This window comes from Streptomyces sp. NBC_00691, assembly GCF_036226665.1.
In the GTDB taxonomy this organism is placed as follows: domain Bacteria; phylum Actinomycetota; class Actinomycetes; order Streptomycetales; family Streptomycetaceae; genus Streptomyces.
Window position 1 is genome coordinate 7,076,102 of the sequence record NZ_CP109007.1, and the last position, 18,970, is coordinate 7,095,071.

Genomic DNA, 18,970 nt, shown 5'->3' on the forward strand with positions numbered 1-18,970 from the left:
GCTCCAGGGCCGCCCGAGCGATGCCGGTATGGGCCCCATCCTCCTCAACGGCATCCGGTCGGACCGCCGTTGCCGGTGATGCGAACACGTTTGCGTTTCGCTCAAGCGTTCTGGAACTCTCCGTTCGACTTACTGACCCAGGAGCAACGGAGACAACCCCACATGCCCACACGGCGCATACGTCGCGCGTGGCTCACGGCCGCCGCCACGGCCTCGCTCGCGTTCACCGGCCTCGCTGCACCGGCCCAGGCGGAGGACCTTCCGCCCACCGCCCCGCAGAGCTGGATCCAGGAACCCCGTACGACCGAGGCGCCCGCCTCGCCGTTCACCACCCGCGCCTGGACCTCGCCCGGCGGCGCGGCCTCGCCCGGCGACTTCACGATGGCGCCCGGCGCGCTGAACGGCGAGACCACCACGCGCGTGAACCGTCTGGACGCGGTGCTGCCCAAGTCCGGCGTCCAGAACCTGCTGGCCGGCGCCAACCGCACCGTACAGCCGTGGTGCTCCCGGGACCCGTTCGGCACCGCCCCGGACCCCGACATCAAGTACTGCCTGCAGGGCGACGACTCCGTCTCGCAGGAATGGGTCCCCCAGGGCATGACCGGCGTCTCCGACGCCAAGGACAACGAGCTCTGGGGCGACGCCGGCAACATCCAGCTCTTCGCCTCGTACGACGGCTGGGACCCGGGCCGGGAGAACGACCCGCTTCCGACGGCCGGCGACTGCACCACGGCCGAACTGGAGGCGAACGACGCCTGCAACCAGAAGGGCGTCCGCATCACGTTCGTCCAGAGCCGGACCAACCCGGCCACGGGCAGCCCCGAGGTCAAGTACCGGCACGTGCTGCTGGGCTGGACCTATGTGAACTCGGCCGACCACGTCTCCTTCGACGGACTGCACGCCGCCGAGTACCCGATCCAGAAGGGCGTGCACGCCGGCGGGATCGTCTGGTACGGCAACTACCTCTACGTCGCGGACACCCGCAACGGCCTGCGCGTCTTCGACATGCGCACCATCATGGACCTCGACCCGGACGGCGACCCCGCCACGCACGACGCGATGGGTTCCGACACGGACGGCGTGAAGACCACCGCCAACGTCGAGGACAAGACGAAGGTCGGCCGCCACGACAACGTCTGGTACAGCTTCGGCTACCGCTATGTGATGCCCCAGGTCGCCGCCTGGAAGTTCAAGGCGACGCAGAGCAACCCCCAGGGCTCGTACGCCTGCGTCTCCACCGGAGCGCCGAAGGCCTCCTACATCTCCCTGGACCGCAGCACCACCCCGGACCGGCTCCTCATGGGCGAGTACTGCCGTCCCGACAGCGACCACCCCTCCACCGGCCGCATCGCCTCCTACCCGGTCGCGGCCCTGGAGGGCCGCTCGGCCGACGTCGCCGCCGAAGGCTGGGCCAACTACCTGCCGCTGGCCAACGGCGGCGCACAGGGCGCCGCGGCGTACGACGGCACCCTCTACGTGAACGAGTCGAAGGGCACCGACGAGCCCGGCAACCTCTGGCGCTACGCCTGGGACGGCGGCCGACTGGTCCAGGACGGACAGGCCGTCAAGACCGCCCGCGGCGCCGAGGACCTCTACGTCGAGCGCGGCGCGGGCCGGCTGTGGTCCCTGTCCGAGCACCGTCCGGGGTCGGCGGCCGACTGCACGGCCAACCGTGACAGTGCCGATCCGGCCGGGACCGACTACTGCCAGCGGGTGCTCTACGGGCACAAGCTGAGCTGGCTCGGCGACCGGCCGTAGCGTCGCGTACGGCGAAGGCGCGTACGGTCTGTGCGCTCGTCCGCACCGGCCGCACGCGCCCCGCGACACGGCGGACAACGCGAGCCCTTCGCCGGAATCGACCGGGCTGCGGCATGGTGGGAGACATGCCCGGAGCCGTGCCATCGGGGGACCTCGGCCGGGCCCGCGGAGTCGGGGGACTCAACTCATGGACACCGATGAGGTACGCGAACCGCACAGAGCCGGGCTCCGGCGGGAGCGGGGCGGCACGCCCGGCCCCGTACGCGGCCGGAGCGTGCTCGAAGGGGCGTTCGCCCTGCTCGACGCCCTGCGCCGGAGCGGTGACGAGGCAGGGGTCACCGAACTGGCGCTCGTCTGCGGGGTTCCCAAGGGCAGCGTCCACCGTCTGCTCGATCAGCTGGTCACACTCGGCGCCGTCGAACGGAAGGGCAACCGCTACCGGGTCGGCCCGCAGCTGTACCGCATCGGCCAGGCCTGGGAGCCGCACCCGGGACTGCGGCCCGCCGCCCGGCTGCCGCTCCAGCGGCTCAGGGCCGCCACCGGCGCGAGCGTGGTCCTCACCGTGCTGCGCGAGGACATGGCGATCACCGTCGGCTCGGTCCCGGGCGACCTCGAACCCCTCCTCCCCGTACGGGACGGCGTCGCCTTCCACCTCGACACCGCGGCCGGGAAGGCCCTGCGGGGACCGTTCCGCGGCGGTGCCGTCCTCGATCGGGAGGACGTGGTGGAGGGGGTGTGCTGCGCAGCCCTGCCGGTCCGCGCCCCGGACGGCCGCACGGTCGCGGCGCTCGCCGGCCTGGTACCGGCCGGCCGGCCGATCGACGCGTTGGCCCGGGGTGTCGCCGAGGCGGGGGCCGCCATCAGCCGGGCGCTCGCCCGGGGCGGACCGCGGAGAACGGCCCTGCCGACGGCCGCGCTCGCGCCCTGACAGCGTTTCGGGAGGCGCTGTTCCGTCCAGCGGAACGCGCGTAGAACCGGGCGGGCCCGGCGGGCACAGTAGGTGTCGTGCCGAGGGGAACGGCACACCGGCCCCGCCGAACCGGGGCGGGCCGGCAGCACCGTCACGTGAGTGACCCGATGTGTGGGGGGACCACATGCGCAAGAACCGAATCGCCCGAACGGCCGCCACCGCCCTGCTCGGCCTCGGCAGCGTCGCCGCCTTCGCCGGCACCGCCCAGGCCGAGCCGATCGACTACGTGCGGATCGAGCTGGTCGAGCTGCACTGTCAGAAGAACAGCGAGGGCGACCACGACGAGGCGTACCTCAAGATCACCGACGCCAACGGCAACGCCGTCAAGGTCTGGCCCGGCAACGGCGTCAAGTACCAGACCATGGGCACCGGTTACGTCCGCTCGATGGCCGACGGCAACGGCAACGCGGCCCTCATCCTCGGCAAGCAGCAGGCCCGCACCCTGACCCTCTGGGACGACGACTCGACCAGCGGCGACGACAAGCTCGGCGCCACGCTCGTCACCGGCAGCGAGGCCGGTGCCGAGACCCAGTGGCGCTCGGTGGAGGGCTCCGGCGGCGTCTACGTCATCGGCTACCGCGTGATCGACATCTGACCGTCGCCCACCGCCGCGAGGCTCACGCGGGAAGGCCGTGCCGGATCACCGGCACGGCCTTCCTCGCTTGCGCCTCGATCAGGCGCCGTCGGGAGCCACCAGCTCACCCGACCGTGCCACCCGCGCGTACCAGCGGGCGCTGGACTTCGGGGTCCGCTCCAGGGTGTCGTAGTCCACCCGGACCGCTCCAAAGCGCTTCGCGTAGCCGTAGCCCCACTCGAAGTTGTCGAGCAGCGACCAGAGGAAGTAGCCGCGGACGTCCGCCCCGTCCTCCATCGCCCGGTGCACCGCCTCCAGGTGCGCGTGCACGTACGCCGTCCGCTCCGGGTCGTGCACCGAACCGTCCGGGGACACCACGTCCTCGTAGGCCGCACCGTTCTCGCTGATGACCATGGGGAGTTCGGGGTACGCGGCGGACACCCGGGTCAGCAGGTCGTACAGCGCGCTCGGGTCGACCGCCCAGCCCATCGCCGTCGGCTCGCCCGGCGCCCGGTGGAAGGCGACCGAGTCCGCGCCCGGCCACGGCGAGTGCTCGCTGTTTCCGTGACCGTCGTCCTGCGGCTTCTCGGCCCCCTCCGGCACCTGGGAGACCAGCGTCGGCGTGTAGTAGTTGATCGCCAGCAGATCCAGCGGCTGCCGCGCGGTCGCCGTGTCACCGTCCTTGACGAAGGACCAGTCCGTGACCTGCGCCGTGTCGCGGATCAGGTCCTCGGGGTAGGCGCCCTCCAGCATCGGCCCCAGCCAGACCCGGTTGCCGACGGCGTCGATCCGGCGGGCCGCGTCCAGGTCCTCGGCCGAACCGGTCAGCGGCCGCACCTCGTGGAGGTTGAGCGAGACCGAGATCTGCCGGTCGGCGGGCAGCGAGGACCGGAGGGCCTGCACCGCCAGACCGTGCCCGAGGTTCAGATGGTGAGCGGCGCGCAGCGAGGCCACCGGGTCCGTGCGGCCCGGGGCGTGCACCCCGGAGCCGTAGCCGAGGAAGGCGCTGCACCACGGCTCGTTGAGCGTGGTCCAGCGGGGCACCCGGTCGCCCAGGGCGTCGGCGACGATCCCCGCGTACTCGGCGAACCGCTCGGCGGTGGACCGCTCGGGCCAGCCGCCCGCGTCCTCCAGCTCCTGCGGCAGGTCCCAGTGGTAGAGCGTGAGCGCCGGCTCGATCCCGGCGGCGAGCAGCTCGTCGACGAGCGCCCGGTAGAAGTCCAGGCCCTTCTGGACGGCCGGGCCGCGTCCGGTGGGCTGCACCCGGGACCAGGAGACGGAGAACCGGTAGGCGTTCAGCCCGAGTTCGGACATGATCGCGACATCCTCGCGGAACCGGTGGTAGTGGTCCACGGCCACGTCACCGGTGTGCCCCTCGAAGACCTTGCCGGGGGTGTGCGAGTAGGTGTCCCAGATGGACGGAGTACGCCCGTCCTCGGCCGCCGCTCCCTCGATCTGGTACGCGGCGGTGGCCGCGCCCCAGAGGAAGCCGGACGGGAACGAGCGGGTGGCGGTGAGCGGCCGGGTTTCGGACGCGGTCATAGGAGAGGGCTCCCAACGCGGGTACGGGGTCGGTACGTTCGAGACGTTCGGTAGGAAGGGACGCGGCGTCCGGTCAGCTCTTGACGGCGCCGGCCGTGATGCCGCCCACGATGTGCTTGCCCAGGAAGGCGAAGACCAGGAGGAGCGGCACGGTGGAGATCAGGGCGCCGGTCAGCACCACGGCGTGATCCACCGTGTGGTTGCCCGCGCCGAGCCCGGCGAGCGCCACCTGGAGGGTGGGGTTGCCGTCCGGGGTGAGGGCGATGAAGGGCCAGAAGAAGTCGTTCCAGGCCTGCACGAAGACCAGCATGCCGAGCACGGCCATGGCGGGCCTCGCCACCGGGAACACCACGTGCCAGATGATCCGGAGGCTGTGCGCGCCGTCCATCCGGGCCGCCTCCACCAGCTCCATCGGCAGCGCCTCCACCAGGAACTGGCGCATGAAGAACACACCGAACGCGGCGACCAGCGAGGGCAGGACGACCGACTGGAGCTGGTCGAACCAGCCGAGGTCGGTGATGATCTGGTACAGCGGGATGACGCTGAGCTGCGGAGGGATCGTCATGGTGGCGACCACCAGGGACAGCATCATGCCCCGGCCCCGGAACGGCAGCTTGGCGAAGGCGAAACCGGCGAGCGTGGAGAACAGCACGGTGGACACGGCCACCAGGCTCGCCACGACCGTGGTGTTGATCAGCGCCTCGCCCATGTCGACCTGGTTCCAGGCGAAGCTGAGGTTGTCCAGGAGGCGGTTGCCGGGCAGCAGCGGCGCCGGCGCCTCCACGACCCGCTCGCCGCTGTGCGAGGCGGCGACCACGTTCCAGTACAGCGGGAAGAGCGAGACGAACGCGGCCCCGATCAGCAGCACGTAGGTGAGCGGTCCCGCGTGGTGCTGGCGGCCGGCGGTCTGCCGGAAGCGGCGGCCGGGGCGGGCCGCCGCCGGGGCGGCGGCCGGGATCCCGGACCCGGCCGGACTCCTGTCGAGTGTCTGCGCCATGAGGTCAGCCCCCCAGCTTCTTGCGGTTGTGGCGGGAGACGAGCGCCTGGATCCCGCCGACGAGCAGCAGGAGCAGCAGCATGACCCACGCGATGGCCGAGGCCTGGCCCAGTGCGCCGGTCACCCAGCCCTTCTCGTACATCAGCAGGCTCAGCGTCTGGAACTGGTTGCCGCTGCCGCCGCTGATCCCGACGCTGCCGCCGAAGAGCATCGGCTCGCCGAACAGCTGGGTGGCACCGATGGTGGAGACGACGATGGTGAAGAGGATGGTCGGCCGGATCGAGGGGATGGTGACGCTGATGAACTGGCGCCAGCGCGAGGCCCCGTCGAGCGAGGCCGCCTCGTACAGGTCCTGTGGCACGGCCTGCATGGCGGCCAGGTAGATCAGGGCGTTGTAGCCGGTCCAGCGCCAGGTGACGATCACCGAGATGGCGATCTGCGCCGGCCACTTCGACGACTCCCAGTTCACCGGGTCGATGCCGACCCAGCCCAGGACACCGTTGATCATCCCGTAGTCGGTGTTGAACAGCTGGGCGAAGACCAGGGTCGCCGCCGCGATGGAGGTGGCGTACGGGGCGAGGATCGCGACCCGGAAGAAGCCCCGGCCGCGGAGCTTGTAGTTGAGCAGGTGCGCCAGACCCAGCGCCATGAGCAGCTGGGGAACGGTCGCGATCACCCCGATGGTGAAGGTGTTGAAGAGCGCGTTCCAGAAGAACTCGCTGGTCGCGAGATCGGTGTAGTTCTCCAGACCCTTCCACGTCGGGTCCCCGCCGAGTTCGACCCGGTGGAGCGAGAGCCATCCGGTGTAGATCAGCGGGAAGAGGCCGAAGGCGGCGAAGGTGAGGAAGAAGGGGGCGACGAAGACGTACGGGATCGCCTTGATGTCCCAGCGGTAGAGCGTGCTGCGCAGGCCGCCGGGGGAGCGGTGGCCGCGCGGGCCGGGGGAGGAGGGCGGTGCGGCGGGCGGCGGGGAGCCGTCCGGCCTCGCCCGAACGGAGGTGGCCACGGGGGCGTCCTTCCAGGTCGATGCGTGCGGTGGTGCGGACGGTGCCGGCCCGCCGCCCGCAGGCGGCGGCGGACCGGCTGGTGTCCCCGCTACTGGTCGATCTTGTCGTCGACCAGCTTCTTGACGTTCTCCCAGGCCTTGGCCGGGTCGGTGCCGCGCTGCTCGATGTCGAGGATGCCGTTGTCGGTGAGGAAGGTCTTGACCTGGCCGTCGTAGCGGCTGATCGCGGCGGGGGTGATCCCGGACGCCGCGCTGGAGAAGATCTTGCCGACGGGGGTGTCGCCGAAGTACGGCAGCTTCGCCTCCTGGACCGCCGAGGAGGTGAGCGTGTCCTTGGACGAGGGGATGTTGCCGTTGACCGCGAAGACCTTGGCGTGCTGCGCCGGGGCGGTCAGCCAGGCGGCCAGCTCGGCGGCCTCCTTGGTGTGCTTGCCCGCCTTGGGCACGGCGAGGAAGGAACCGCCCCAGTTGCCGGCGACCGGCGGTGCGGCGATGTCCCACTTGCCCTGGTTGGCCGGACCCGCCTGGTCCTTGATGATGCCGGTCATCCAGCTGGGGCAGGCGACGGTGGCGAACTTCGAGTTCTTGAAGGCGGCGTTCCAGCTGCCCTTCTCGTCGAACTGGCGCAGCTTGGCAGTCAGTCCGCCCTGGGCGGCCTTCACCGCGGTCTCCCAGGCGCTCTTCACGCCGGGGCTGTTCTCCCAGTCGAGCTCGCCGCTGGTGTTGGCGTACTGCACCGGGTCGCTGGAGACGACGGCGTTGAAGAGACCGCTCGCCGAGTCGTGGAAGGCGGTGCCGGCGGGGGCGGCCGCCTTGTACTTCTCGCCGGTCTCGATGAACTTGGCCCAGTCGCCGTGCCACAGCTTGCCGACGGCGTCGCGGTCGGTGGGCAGCTTGGCCTTGGCGAAGAGGTCCTTGTTGTAGCAGATCGCCATGGGGCCGATGTCGGTGCCGAGGGCGATGACCTTGCCGTCGCCGGTGGTCGCCTGCTTGACCTTCCAGTCGAGGAAGGCGTCCATCTTCGCGCCGCCCTCCTTGCTCAGGTCGACCCACTTGTTCGCCATCGCCGTGCCGGTCGCCTCGGCGATGTAGCCGACCTCGACGGCCTGGATGTCGGCGACGCCGCTGTTCTGGCCGAGGCGCAGCTTCAGGGTGTCCCAGTACTTCTGGCCGTCGGAGACGTTCGATTCCTCGATCTTGATGTTCGGGTGAAGCCGCTCGTACTCGGCGTAGAGCTTCGCGCCGGTCTTGTCGTCGTACCCGAAGGAACCGAAGGTCCCGATCCGCAGCGTGATCTTCTCGTTGCTCTGGCCGCCCCCGCCGCCCTTGCCGCCGTTGTCGTCGTCGCTGCCGCAACCGGTGAGCAGGGTCGTGCCGGTCACGACGACGGCGACCGCCGCGATCGCCGCACGGCGTCCGCGTCTGCTGCTGGAAGTGCGCATTCCACTCTCCTCGTCCAAGGTGGTGCTCGTTGTGCGCCAAGAGGTCCGGCCGGCTGATCGCGGCTCGGCGGCGCCTGCCAGGACCTGATGCAAGGCTGTGCGCATCCCGGATGGGAGCGCTCCCACGTCGTTGCCGGAAGGTTGCTGCCTGGCGGGTGCGGGTGTCAAGACATGAACGCGGATTCGTTACCGGAAGGTTTTCCGGGGGTTTCGCGGGCCTGGGCGGGGAGGGTCGCGTCATCTCCTGAACGCGGCTCATGGTGTCGGGGTGGGGTCGTGGACTAGTGTGGGAGCGCTCCCATCTCCGCTTCGGTCTCCGGCGGACCGGTGGTGAGCAGCACGTTGTCCTACGAGGGGAGTTCGGGAGTTGTGAGCGGACGGCAGAGCGGCAGACCCACCCTGGAGCAGGTCGCGGCCAGGGCCGGGGTCGGCCGGGGCACGGTCTCCCGGGTGATCAACGGCTCCCCCCGGGTGAGCGAACAGACCAGAACGGCCGTCGCCAGAGCCGTCGCCGAACTCGGCTACGTACCCAACCAGGCCGCCCGCGCGCTCGCCGGCAGCCGTACCGACGCGATCGCGCTCGTCATCCCCGAGGCCGAGGCCCGGCTCTTCGCGGAGCCGTACTTCCTCGACCTGATCCGCGGGGTGAGCGCCGAACTCGCCGAGGCCGACAAACAGCTGCTGCTGACCCTGGTCCGCAGCGAGCAGGAGCGGCAGCGCTTCGAGCAGTACCTGGCCGCCCAGCGCGTCGACGGCGTCCTGCTCGCCTCCGTCCACGGCGACGACCCGCTGCCCGACCGGATCAGGGAACTGGGCCTCCCGGTCGTCATGAACGGACGCCGCTCCGAGGCCGAGCCCGTGCCGTACGTCGACTCCGACAACATCGGGGCCGGCCGGGCGGCCGTCGCCCACCTCGTGGGAAGCGGGCGGAGCAGGATCGCGACCGTCACCGGGCCGCTCGACATGTACGTGGCCCGCGCCCGGCTCGGCGGCTACCGGGCGGGACTCGCGGAGGCCGGACTCGCCCCCGACGAGGAGCTGGTCTCGGCCGGCGACTTCACCGAGGAGGGCGGCCGGCGCGCGATGCGGCTGCTGCTCGACCGCAGCCCGGACCTGGACGCCGTCTTCGCCGCCTCCGACGTCATGGCGGCCGGGGCGCGCGGCGCGCTGCGGGAGGCGGGCCGCAGGGTCCCCGAGGACGTGGCCCTCGTCGGCGTCGACGACTCACCGGTGGCACGACTGATGGATCCGCCGCTGACGAGCGTGCGGCAGCCCATCGAGGAGATGGGCCGCACGATGGCCCGGATGCTGTTGGAGGAGATCGTCGAGGCCCCGGAGGAGCCCCGCCGCCGGGTGCTGCCGACGGAACTGATCGTGCGGGAGTCGTGCTGAGCCCGTCCGGAGACGGCCGGGGTGGGGACTCCGTGGTCGCCGGGGCTGGACGTGCGGGGCGTGAGCGGGCCTGGGCCGGGCGTCCGCGGGCCGGGCGTCGGCCGGACTGCGGGCGGACTGCGGGCGGACTGCGGGCGGGCGTCGGCCGGACTGCGGGCGGGCGTCGTCCGGGCAGGCTTCCGCGGCCGGGCGGGACCCGGAGGTCCGGCCCGGCCGCGGGGCCTGTGCGGGGTGTTACAGCGCCGGGTGGGCGTTCTTCAGGAGTTCCTGGAACTGGGCCGAGAACCACTGGCCCGAGATCGGGGCGTCCGGCAGCGCGCCCGACATGCTGTTCCCGTTACGGGCGTTGCCCGTGTACGTCGGGTCGCACATCCGGTCGAAGCCCTTGCCCTCGTTGTTCGGGATCTCCTTGCTGGCGCCGTCGGACTCGCCCGGGGGCTTGACCCAGACGTACGCGTCGATGCCCGCGGCGGGCGCCGCCTGGGGCCGCTCGCCGAGACCGGCACCGGACTGGTTGCACCAGTTGCCCAGGTGGATGCGACGGTCGTACTTGCCGCCGTTGACGTAGGTGTCGACCGTGGTCGTCGGGCCCGCGGCGGTGGGCCTGGCGGAGCCGCCCCAGCCGTTGCGGGAGGTGTCGATCAGCATGCCGAGGTTGCTGTCGAAGCCGAGCGAGACCAGCTTGGTGCGCATCGCCTGGGCGTACGACAGCTCGTCGGTGTACCGGTTCCAGTCGACCCACTTCGACTGGCGCACGGACACGCCGTTCACGCTGTCGTTGATGGTGAAGTGGTCCTCCTTCAGGGCGCTGTAGTTGGCGGTGTTCACGATGAAGCCGTGGACGTTGGCGACCGTGGAGCCCTCGGCCGTGGCGGCCTGCTTGAACAGCTCGGCGGAGGCGCCGAAGTTGTCGTCCCAGCCCAGCCAGCCGTGGTGGCCGGCGTCCACGTAGTTGTAGACGTTGCCGATCGCGCCGAGCTTCTTGAGCGCGTAGCCGACACCGGTGATGTAGTTGCCGTTGGCCTTCATGACGTCGCAGTTGGGCGTCGCGGTCGGGCGCCCCGAGACGTTGGTGACCAGGTTCGGCAGCGAGTCGATCTCGACCGTGGTGACGATCCGCAGACCCGCGTACTTGGAGTCGGCGAGGATCGCGGCGATCGGGTCGATGTACTCGGTCTTGTAGCGGCCGATCTCGGTCGGGCCGAGCTCGCCGTTGGACGCGAGCGCGGCACAGTCGCGGCCCGGCAGGTTGTAGACGACCAGCTGGACGACCAGCTCGCCGGAGCCCTTCTGCCGCAGGGCCTCGTCGAGGTGGGCGCGCAGGCCCATGGAGGTGGAGGAGCCGTTGATGGCGGCGATCCGGTCCAGCCAGACACCGGTGGGCTGGTTGGAGATCTTGGTGCCGCCCGGCTCGGCCGCCGCCTTCGCGGACCATTCGGGGTTCACGTACACCTTGGCGCCGGCGTAGGGGTTGTCGGCCTTGGAGCCGGCCGGCGGGGTGGTCGGGGGTGTCGTGGGCGGAGTGGTGGGCGGGGTGGTCGGGGGTGTCGTCGGCTCGGTGGCCCCGTTGCAGACGACCCCGTTGAGCTTGAAGGTCGCGGGCACGGCGTTGGTGCCGCTGTACGAGCCGTTGAATCCGAAGGAGGTCGATCCGCCGGTGGTCAGGGTCCCGTTGTAGGAGAGGCTCTTCGCGGTGACGGCGGCGCCGGACTGGGTGAGGGTGGCGTTCCAGCCCTGGGTGATCTGCTGGTTGCCGGCGTAGGTCCACTCGAGGGTCCAGGCGGCCACCGGGTCACCGGTGTTGGTGACGGTCACGTTGGTGCCGAAGCCGGTGTTCCACTGGTTGGTGATCTGGTAGTCGACCTTGCAGCCGGGGGTGGCGGCGCCGGCGGTGGCGGTGCCGAGGACGGTGGCGGTGGCGCCGGTGGCCGTGATGAGGCCGAGGGCGGCCAGGAGGGCGGTGCGGCTGGTGCGGCTCATGCGGGTGGGGATTCCTTTCAGGGGGTGAGACGGCGCAGGTGATCGCGCAGTCCGATGCCGAATGAGGTGGGGGTTCCGTCGTACGAACTGATCAGCGCGGGACCGGAGTTGCAGTTCCAGGTGTTCCAGGTCCAGCCCAGGTACGAGAGGCCGCGGTCGTCGAACCACTTCATGACGCGGTCGATGAACGCGTGTCCGCAGGTGTTCTCACCGATCTCGCCCGCGAGGAGAGGGACCTCGGCGGCTACCGGGGCGAGGGTGTTGTTCCAGCACGTCTCGTCGGCGCAGGTGTTGAAGTTGTAGACGTGCCAGGCGGCGGCCAGATTGCCCGCCGGGTCGGTGGGGCGGTACGTGAGCCACTGGCTCAGGTCGTTGGAGTAGGCGAGACCCGGGACGAGGACGAGATTCTTCGACCCCGTGGCCCGCACCGCGTCCAGCAGGTCCTGCATGCCGGCGACCTCGTAGCCGATGCCGGGGCAGGTGCCACCGTCGCGCCAGCAGGACCAGGCCTGGGTCGCGGTGGAGGTCGCCCGGTCCGGGTAGGGCTCGTTGAACAGGTCGAAGACGACCCGCTTGTCGTTCTTGAAGGTGTTCGCCACCGAGGTCCAGAACGCCGGTGTGTACCGGGCGTCGGGCATCGGCTTCTGGCAGGTGGCGTGGACATCGGCGCAGCCCGCGGAGTTGCCCGTGTACTGGCCGTACGTCCAGTGGAGTTCGACCACCGGGGTCATGCCGTGTGCGATGACCTTGGTGACCAGGTCCTTCACGGCGTCGACGTAGTTCGCGCCCCGGTACTCGGGCTTGATGTTGTCCAGGCCGAGCCAGCACTCCTCGTTGAGCGGAATGCGGACCGTGTTGGCCTTCCAGTCGGCGATGGCCTTGACCGAGGCGTCGTCGACGGGACCGTCCCAGATGCCGTAGCCCTGGACGCACATGAACTCGCCGCCGGAGCGGTTGACGCCGAGCAGGCGTCGGGTCGCGCCGTTCTGGTCGGTGAACCTGTTCCCGGACACGGTGAGTTCGGGCGCACCGGTGACCGGGGTCGGGGTCGTCGGGGGAGTGGTGGGCGGGGTGGTGGGTGGTGTGGTGGGCGGTGTCGTCGGATCGGTGGGCGTGGGAGTCGGCGTCGGGGTCGTGCCCGAGTCGCACGGCGTGCCGTTGAGCGTGAACGCGGTGGGTGCGGTGTTGGCGCCCGACCATGAGGCGATGAAGCCGCCCGTGACCTTCGCGCCCGTGCCGAGCGCGGCGTTCCAGCTCTCGTTCACGACGGTGACACCGGTCCCGGACTGGGACCACTTGCCGCCCCAGCCCTGGCTGACGATCTGGCCGGCCGGGAAGACGAAGCCGAGGCTCCAGCCGTTCAGCGTGGCACTGTTGTTGGTGACGGTGACGGCACCCTGGTAGCCGCCGGCCCATTGGCCGACGATCGAGTACTCCACGGTGCAGGCGGGTGCGGCCGCGGCTCCTGAGGCCGTACCCATGAGGGCGAACGCGGTGCTCGCCATCGTGAGCGCCGCTCCGGAGAGCAGCGCGGACAGACGTGGGGGATGTCGCATGAGCGAGTCCTCACAGCGAGGGCACACCCCTGACGGTGTGCCGACCGGACGGATTCGCTCCCACTGGTCGGGCAGACCGTAGCGGCAACTGCCGCCAAGGAAAAGAGGTGTTGGGTAAATTCCCCCGCCAATTGCCTTCGACTCTTCACGCACCTTGACGCCGATGCGTCCCAACTGCACAGTGGGAGCGCTCCCACTGGTTCAGAGCTTGTCTCCACGCACGTTTCGCTCTTCGCTCCCCCCGACCTCCCGAGCCGCGAGGAGAACCACCCGCATGCCACGCCTCCGACCACGAACGCGACCACGCCGGCAGCTGACCGCGCTGGCCGCAGCGCTCTCCCTCCCCCTCGGTCTCACGGCCGTGGGCGCCACCACGGCCCAGGCCGCCGACGTGCAGTGCAGCGTCGATTACAAGACGAACGACTGGGGTTCGGGCTTCACCGCCGAACTCACCCTCACGAACCGCGCCACCACCGCGCTCAACGGCTGGACCCTCACCTACGCCTACGCCGGTGACCAGAAGCTCACCAACGGCTGGAGCGGCGTCTGGTCCCAGTCCGGCAAGAACGTCACGGTGACCAACGCCTCCTGGAACGGCAGCCTCGCCGCCGGGGCCGCCACCACCACCGGCGCCCAGTTCACCTACAGCGGCGCCAACGCCGCCCCCACCTCCTTCGCGGTCAACGGCACCCCCTGCACGGGCGCCCACCAGCCGCCCGTCGCCGTCCTCACCAGCCCCGCACCGGGCGCCGTCTTCACCTCGGGCGACGCGGTGCCGCTCGCCGCCACCGCCGCGGCGGCCGACAGCGCCACGGTGAGCAAGGTGGAGTTCTACAGCGACACCGCGCTCCTCGGCACCGACACCACCGCTCCCTTCACCTTCAGCGCGGCCGGGCTCGCCACCGGCGCCCACTCCCTCTACGCCAAGGCCTACGACAGCCTGGGCGCCTCCGCCGAGTCCGCGCCCGTAGGCATCACCGTCGCCGCGGGCCCCGCGCTGGTCGCCGCCCCGAGCCAGCTCGGGGTACGCCAGGGCGCCACCGGCACCTTCGACCTCAAGCTCTCCACCGCCCCCACCGCCAACGTCACGGTGAGCGTCGCCCGTACCTCCGGCAACACCAACCTCACCGCGACCCCGGGCTCGCTCACCTTCACCCCGGCGAACTGGAACACCGCCCAGAAGGTGACCGTCGCCGCCGCGGCCACCGGCACCGGCTCCGCCGTCTTCACCGCGACCGCACCCGGCCACGCCAAGGCCGAGGTCACCGTCGCCCAGCTGGCCGCGAACTCCACGTACGACGCCCGCTTCCTCGACCTCCACGGGAAGATCACCAACCCGGCCAACGGCTACTTCTCGCCCGAGGGCATCCCGTACCACTCCGTCGAGACGCTGATCGTCGAGGCCCCCGACCACGGGCACGAGACGACCTCCGAGGCGTACAGCTACCTCATCTGGCTCCAGGCCATGTACGGCAAGATCACCGGTGACTGGACCAAGTTCAACGGCGCCTGGGAGACCATGGAGAAATTCATGATTCCCACCCATGCCGACCAGCCCACCTCCTCCTCCTACAACGCCTCCAAGCCGGCCACCTACGCGCCCGAGTGGGACCTGCCGTCCCAGTACCCGGCGCGGCTCGACTCCGGCGTCACCTCCGGCGCGGACCCGATCGCCGGCGAGCTCAAGAGCGCGTACGGCACCGACGACGTCTACGGCATGCACTGGCTGCAGGACGTCGACAACGTCTACGGCTTCGGCAACGAGCCCGGGAAGTGCTCCGCGGGACCGACGGCCACCGGCCCCTCGTACATCAACACCTTCCAGCGCGGCCCCCAGGAGTCCGTCTGGGAGACCGTCACCCACCCCACCTGCGACAACTTCGGCTACGGCGGGCGCAACGGCTACCTCGACCTGTTCACCGGGGACGCCTCCTACGCCAAGCAGTGGAAGTACACCAACGCCCCCGACGCCGACGCCCGCGCCGTCCAGGCCGCCTACTGGGCCGACCTCTGGGCCAAGGAACAGGGCAAGGGCGGTCAGGTCTCCGCGACCGTCGGCAAGGCCGCCAAGATGGGCGACTACCTGCGGTACTCCATGTTCGACAAGTACTTCAAGAAGGCCGGGAACTGCGTCGGCCCCACCACCTGCCCCGCCGGCACCGGCAAGGACAGCGCGCACTACCTGATGTCCTGGTACTACGCCTGGGGCGGCGCCACCGACACCTCCGCCGGCTGGTCCTGGCGCATCGGCTCCAGCCACGCCCACGGCGGCTACCAGAACCCGCTCGCCGCCTACGCGCTCAGCGAGTACGCCCCGCTCAAGCCCAAGTCGACGACGGGCGCGGCCGACTGGGCGACCAGCCTCGACCGGCAGCTGGAGTTCTACCGCTGGCTCCAGTCCGACGAGGGCGCCATCGCGGGCGGCGCCACCAACAGCTGGCAGGGCCGCTACGCCACCCCGCCGGCCGGCACCCCCACCTTCCACGGCCTCTTCTACGACGAGAAGCCCGTCTACCACGACCCGGCGTCCAACCAGTGGTTCGGATTCCAGGCCTGGTCCATGGAACGGGTCGCCGAGTACTACCAGCAGACCGGGGACGCGGCGGCGAAGACCGTCCTCGACAAGTGGGTCTCCTGGGCGCTGTCCAGGACCACGATCAACCCGGACGGCACCTACCGCATCCCCTCCACCCTCCAGTGGTCCGGCGCGCCCGACACCTGGAACGCGACGAGCCCCGGTGCCAACGCCGGCCTGCACGTCACCGTCGCCGACTACACCGACGACGTCGGGGTGGCCGCCGCCTACGCCAAGACCCTCACCTACTACGCGGCCAAGTCCGGCCACGCCGAGGCCAAGCGCGTCGCCAAGGCCCTCCTCGACGGCATGTGGACCCACCACCAGGACCCGTTGGGCATCGCCGTCCCGGAGACCCGCGCCGACTACAACCGCTTCGACGACCCCGTGCACGTGCCGAACGGCTGGACCGGCACCATGCCGAACGGCGACACGGTGAACAACTCCTCCACCTTCGCCTCGATCCGCACCTTCTACCAGGACGACCCGGCCTGGCCCAAGATCGAGGCCTATCTGGCGGGCGGCGCCGCGCCCGTCTTCACCTACCACCGGTTCTGGGCCCAGGCGGACATCGCCCTGGCCATGGGCTCGTACGCGGAGCTGCTCGAATAGCAGCCGCCCCGCACGGAGCGGCTCCGCGTACGACGAGACCGGGCGGCCCCCGAGAAGGGGCCGCCCGGTCCTCCACGCCGCCCCCGGCCCCCGGAGGCCGCCCGACCCCTGGGCCTTTCGCGGCCCGCCTGGACAGCTCGACGAGCGGCCGCCTAGGGTCGGGGTCCGAATCACCGACGGGCGCCGTGCGCCCGGAACTCTGGGAACAGCCGAGGAGCGCGCACGTGGTCACCCTCGCCGATGTCGCCCGCCACGCCGGGGTGTCGGCCAGCACCGTCAGCTACGTGCTCAGCGGCAAACGCTCCATATCCACCCCCACCCGCGAGCGGATCCAGCACAGCATCGACGCCCTCGGCTACCGGCCGCACGCGGGCGCCCGCGCCCTCGCCAGCAGCCGAACCGACATCCTCGCCCTGATGATGCCGCTCCGTACCGGCCTCTACGTGCCGGTCATGATGGAGATCGCGATGGCCGTCACCACCACGGCCCGCTCCCACGGATACGACGTCCTGCTCCTCACCGGCGAGGAGGGCCCCGAGGCCGTCCGCCGCGTCGAGGGCAGCGCCATCGCCGACGCCATGATCGTCATGGACGTGGGACTCGACGACCCGCGGCTCCCCTGCCTCCAGGAGGCCGAGCGGCCCGCCGTCCTCATCGGCCTCCCCACCGAATCCGCCGAATCCGCCGACATCGCCGGACTCGACTGTGTGGACCTCGACTTCGAGGCCGCCGGAGCCCGCTGCGTCGAGCACCTCGCCGGACTCGGCCACACCGGGATCGCCGTCCTCGGCGAGCCGCCCGCCGTCTACGAGCGGGCGACGGGCTTCGCCGCCCGCACCCTCACCGGACTGCGCGCCGCCGCCGGCACCCATGGCATCGGGCTGCTCCACCGGCCCGTCGACGGCACCTACGCGGCCGTCGCCGCCGCCGTCACCCGCGTCTTCGAGGAGCGCCCCGGCACCACGGCCCTCGTCGTCCAGAACGAGGCCGCCGTCGAACCGCTGCTCGCGCTCCTGCGCCACCAGGGACGCGCCGTGCCCGAGGACGTCTCCGTGGTCGCCATCTGCCCCGACCAGGTCGCCGTCCACGCCTCCGTACCGCTCACCGCCGTCTCCGTGCCCGCCCAGGAGATGGGACGCCTCGCCGTCGAACGGCTCGTCGGACGCCTCGCCGGGGAGGCACCCCGGGGTACGGAACTCATTCCGCCGCTGCTGACCACGCGCGCGAGCAGCGGCCCCGCCCCGTCCCGGCCCGCCACCGGGTCCGCCCTGCCGGGATCCCGCGAGTCCGGCCCCGCCTCCCCCTCCGCGCCCACCGAGGACCGTCGTGGTCGCGGCGGACACTGAGGCCGAGGACGGCGCGTCCGAGTTCCGGGCGTTCTTCGAGCGCCACTACGCCGAACTCGCCCGCCTCGCGCATCTGCTGACGGGCGAGACCGACGCCGCCGACGACCTCGCCGCCGACGCCATGCTCGCGCTCTGGCACCGCTGGGACCGGGTCCGAGCCGCCGACCACCCCGCCGCCTACGCCCGCGGTGTCGTCGCCAACCTCGTCCGCACCCGGATCCGCGGCACCGTCCGTGAGCGGCGCCGTATCGCCGCCTTCTGGGACCGGCGCCCCGACCACACCGAGGACCCCGACGTCCCCGCCGTCGTCGACGTACGGACGGCGCTGCGCGCCCTGCCGTTCCGCAAGCGCGCCTGCGTCGTGCTCCGGCACGCCTTCGACCTCTCCGAACGCGACACCGCGCTCGCGCTCGGCGTCTCCGTCGGTACGGTCAAGAGCCAGACCGCCAAGGGCATGGCCGAGCTCCAGCGGCTGCTCGGCCCCCGGGCCGCCACCGAACTCGCGTCGGGGAGGCGCTGATGGACGAGACACGTCTCCACCGCGAGCTGCGGGAGGCGGCGCTCGCACACCGGCCGGACCACGCCCGCATGCTCGCCCGGGTGGAGCGCGGCATGGCCGCCCCCGCGGCCCGGCCGCCCCGGCCCGCGGCCCGCCGGACCGGGCGCCGCTGGACGGCGGTCGGGGCCGTCGCGGCCGCCGTCGCGGGAGTCCTCGGCGTCGGCGGTCTCGCGGCGACCACGCTGAACGACCGGCCCGCCGCGCCCGCCACCACGCTCCCCGCGCCCGGCCCGAGCGCCCGGGCGACCGCCACCATCGACCCCGGCGGCAACCGCTGGTGGGCCCAGAGCGATCTCCGCCTGACCACGGACACCCCGGTCAGCGGCCTCACCGTCGAGCTGCGGGTCGTCCGCACCCCCGGCGTCGTGAGCACGGGCCACTGGCGCACCCGCCCCGCCGAGGACTTCACCGCGACGGTGACCGAGGAGGGCCGGGAGCTGGTCTACCGGTGGACGCTCAAGCCGGGCCGGACGGTCCCGCCGGGTCCGCATGCCTTCGCCGGCCAGTACAACCACGCCGAAGGGGTACGGGACGCCTCGTCGGACACGTACACCGTCGTCCTGACGGGCGCGGACGGCGGCCGCTCCACCCTGCGCGGCGACTTCGGGACGACCGGACCGGAGTGACGCGCCTTCCCGGGCCGTCCGCGTGGGGCGCGCGG

14 protein-coding genes are annotated in these 18,970 nt (G+C 71.5%); 8 read left to right on the forward strand and 6 right to left on the reverse strand.

The window, feature by feature from the left end:
• Window positions 1-162 precede the first annotated feature (162 nt).
• The 3 genes from OG392_RS31820 (at window position 163) to OG392_RS31830 (ending at window position 3,323) form a co-directional block, all read left to right on the forward strand.
• Window positions 163-1,758, forward strand: a complete 1,596-nt coding sequence (locus OG392_RS31820) for a hypothetical protein (protein WP_329285166.1) — start codon at window positions 163-165, stop codon at window positions 1,756-1,758.
• Between the two features lie 187 nt (window positions 1,759-1,945).
• Entirely contained in the window at window positions 1,946-2,686 is a 741-nt protein-coding gene (locus OG392_RS31825) for an IclR family transcriptional regulator (protein WP_329285168.1), read from the forward strand.
• Window positions 2,687-2,852: 166 nt separating this feature from the next.
• On the forward strand, window positions 2,853-3,323 hold the full coding sequence (locus tag OG392_RS31830; protein ID WP_231070728.1) for a hypothetical protein: 471 nt from the start codon (window positions 2,853-2,855) through the stop codon (window positions 3,321-3,323).
• Between the two features lie 78 nt (window positions 3,324-3,401).
• Here OG392_RS31830 and OG392_RS31835 read toward each other — a convergent pair whose 3' ends face one another.
• From OG392_RS31835 to OG392_RS31850, 4 genes are all read right to left on the reverse strand, one after another.
• Window positions 3,402-4,844: a GH1 family beta-glucosidase gene (locus tag OG392_RS31835; RefSeq protein WP_329285170.1), complete on the reverse strand. Its 1,443-nt coding sequence runs from the start codon at window positions 4,842-4,844 to the stop codon at window positions 3,402-3,404.
• A 73-nt stretch (window positions 4,845-4,917) separates the two neighbouring features.
• A complete protein-coding gene (locus OG392_RS31840) occupies window positions 4,918-5,841 on the reverse strand; it encodes a carbohydrate ABC transporter permease (protein ID WP_329285172.1) in 924 nt (307 codons plus the stop codon).
• Window positions 5,842-5,845: 4 nt separating this feature from the next.
• Window positions 5,846-6,847, reverse strand: coding sequence for a carbohydrate ABC transporter permease (locus OG392_RS31845; RefSeq protein WP_329285175.1), 1,002 nt, complete (start codon window positions 6,845-6,847; stop codon window positions 5,846-5,848).
• A gap of 89 nt (window positions 6,848-6,936) precedes the next feature.
• Window positions 6,937-8,289, reverse strand: a complete 1,353-nt coding sequence (locus OG392_RS31850) for an ABC transporter substrate-binding protein (protein WP_329285178.1) — start codon at window positions 8,287-8,289, stop codon at window positions 6,937-6,939.
• A 369-nt stretch (window positions 8,290-8,658) separates the two neighbouring features.
• On the opposite strand from OG392_RS31850, the gene OG392_RS31855 reads away from it, so the two are divergent.
• Complete coding sequence (locus OG392_RS31855) at window positions 8,659-9,681, forward strand: LacI family DNA-binding transcriptional regulator (RefSeq protein ID WP_329285180.1); 1,023 nt, start codon at window positions 8,659-8,661, stop codon at window positions 9,679-9,681.
• 234 nt (window positions 9,682-9,915) lie between these two features.
• Here the strand turns inward: OG392_RS31855 and OG392_RS31860 are convergent, their stop codons facing one another.
• Both OG392_RS31860 and OG392_RS31865 read right to left on the reverse strand, forming a co-directional pair.
• Window positions 9,916-11,661 (reverse strand): glycoside hydrolase family 6 protein, encoded by a 1,746-nt coding sequence (locus tag OG392_RS31860; RefSeq protein WP_329285182.1) that lies wholly within the window; start codon window positions 11,659-11,661, stop codon window positions 9,916-9,918.
• A gap of 17 nt (window positions 11,662-11,678) precedes the next feature.
• Window positions 11,679-13,217 (reverse strand): cellulase family glycosylhydrolase, encoded by a 1,539-nt coding sequence (locus OG392_RS31865; RefSeq protein WP_329285184.1) that lies wholly within the window; start codon window positions 13,215-13,217, stop codon window positions 11,679-11,681.
• Between the two features lie 274 nt (window positions 13,218-13,491).
• Here OG392_RS31865 and OG392_RS31870 point away from each other — a divergent pair, with 274 nt between their 5' ends.
• From OG392_RS31870 to OG392_RS31885, 4 genes are all read left to right on the forward strand, one after another.
• On the forward strand, window positions 13,492-16,404 hold the full coding sequence (locus OG392_RS31870) for a glycoside hydrolase family 48 protein (RefSeq protein ID WP_329285188.1): 2,913 nt from the start codon (window positions 13,492-13,494) through the stop codon (window positions 16,402-16,404).
• 224 nt (window positions 16,405-16,628) lie between these two features.
• The gene (locus OG392_RS31875; RefSeq protein ID WP_329285189.1) at window positions 16,629-17,750 is read left to right on the forward strand and encodes a LacI family DNA-binding transcriptional regulator; all 1,122 of its coding nucleotides are present in this window, start codon (window positions 16,629-16,631) and stop codon (window positions 17,748-17,750) included.
• Window positions 17,731-18,270 (forward strand): SigE family RNA polymerase sigma factor, encoded by a 540-nt coding sequence (locus tag OG392_RS31880; RefSeq protein WP_329285191.1) that lies wholly within the window; start codon window positions 17,731-17,733, stop codon window positions 18,268-18,270. The genes OG392_RS31875 and OG392_RS31880 overlap by 20 nt, the downstream gene beginning before the upstream one ends.
• Window positions 18,270-18,935: a hypothetical protein gene (locus OG392_RS31885; protein WP_329285194.1), complete on the forward strand. Its 666-nt coding sequence runs from the start codon at window positions 18,270-18,272 to the stop codon at window positions 18,933-18,935. Before OG392_RS31880 ends, OG392_RS31885 begins: the two co-directional genes overlap by 1 nt.
• The last annotated feature ends 35 nt before the right edge of the window (window positions 18,936-18,970 follow it).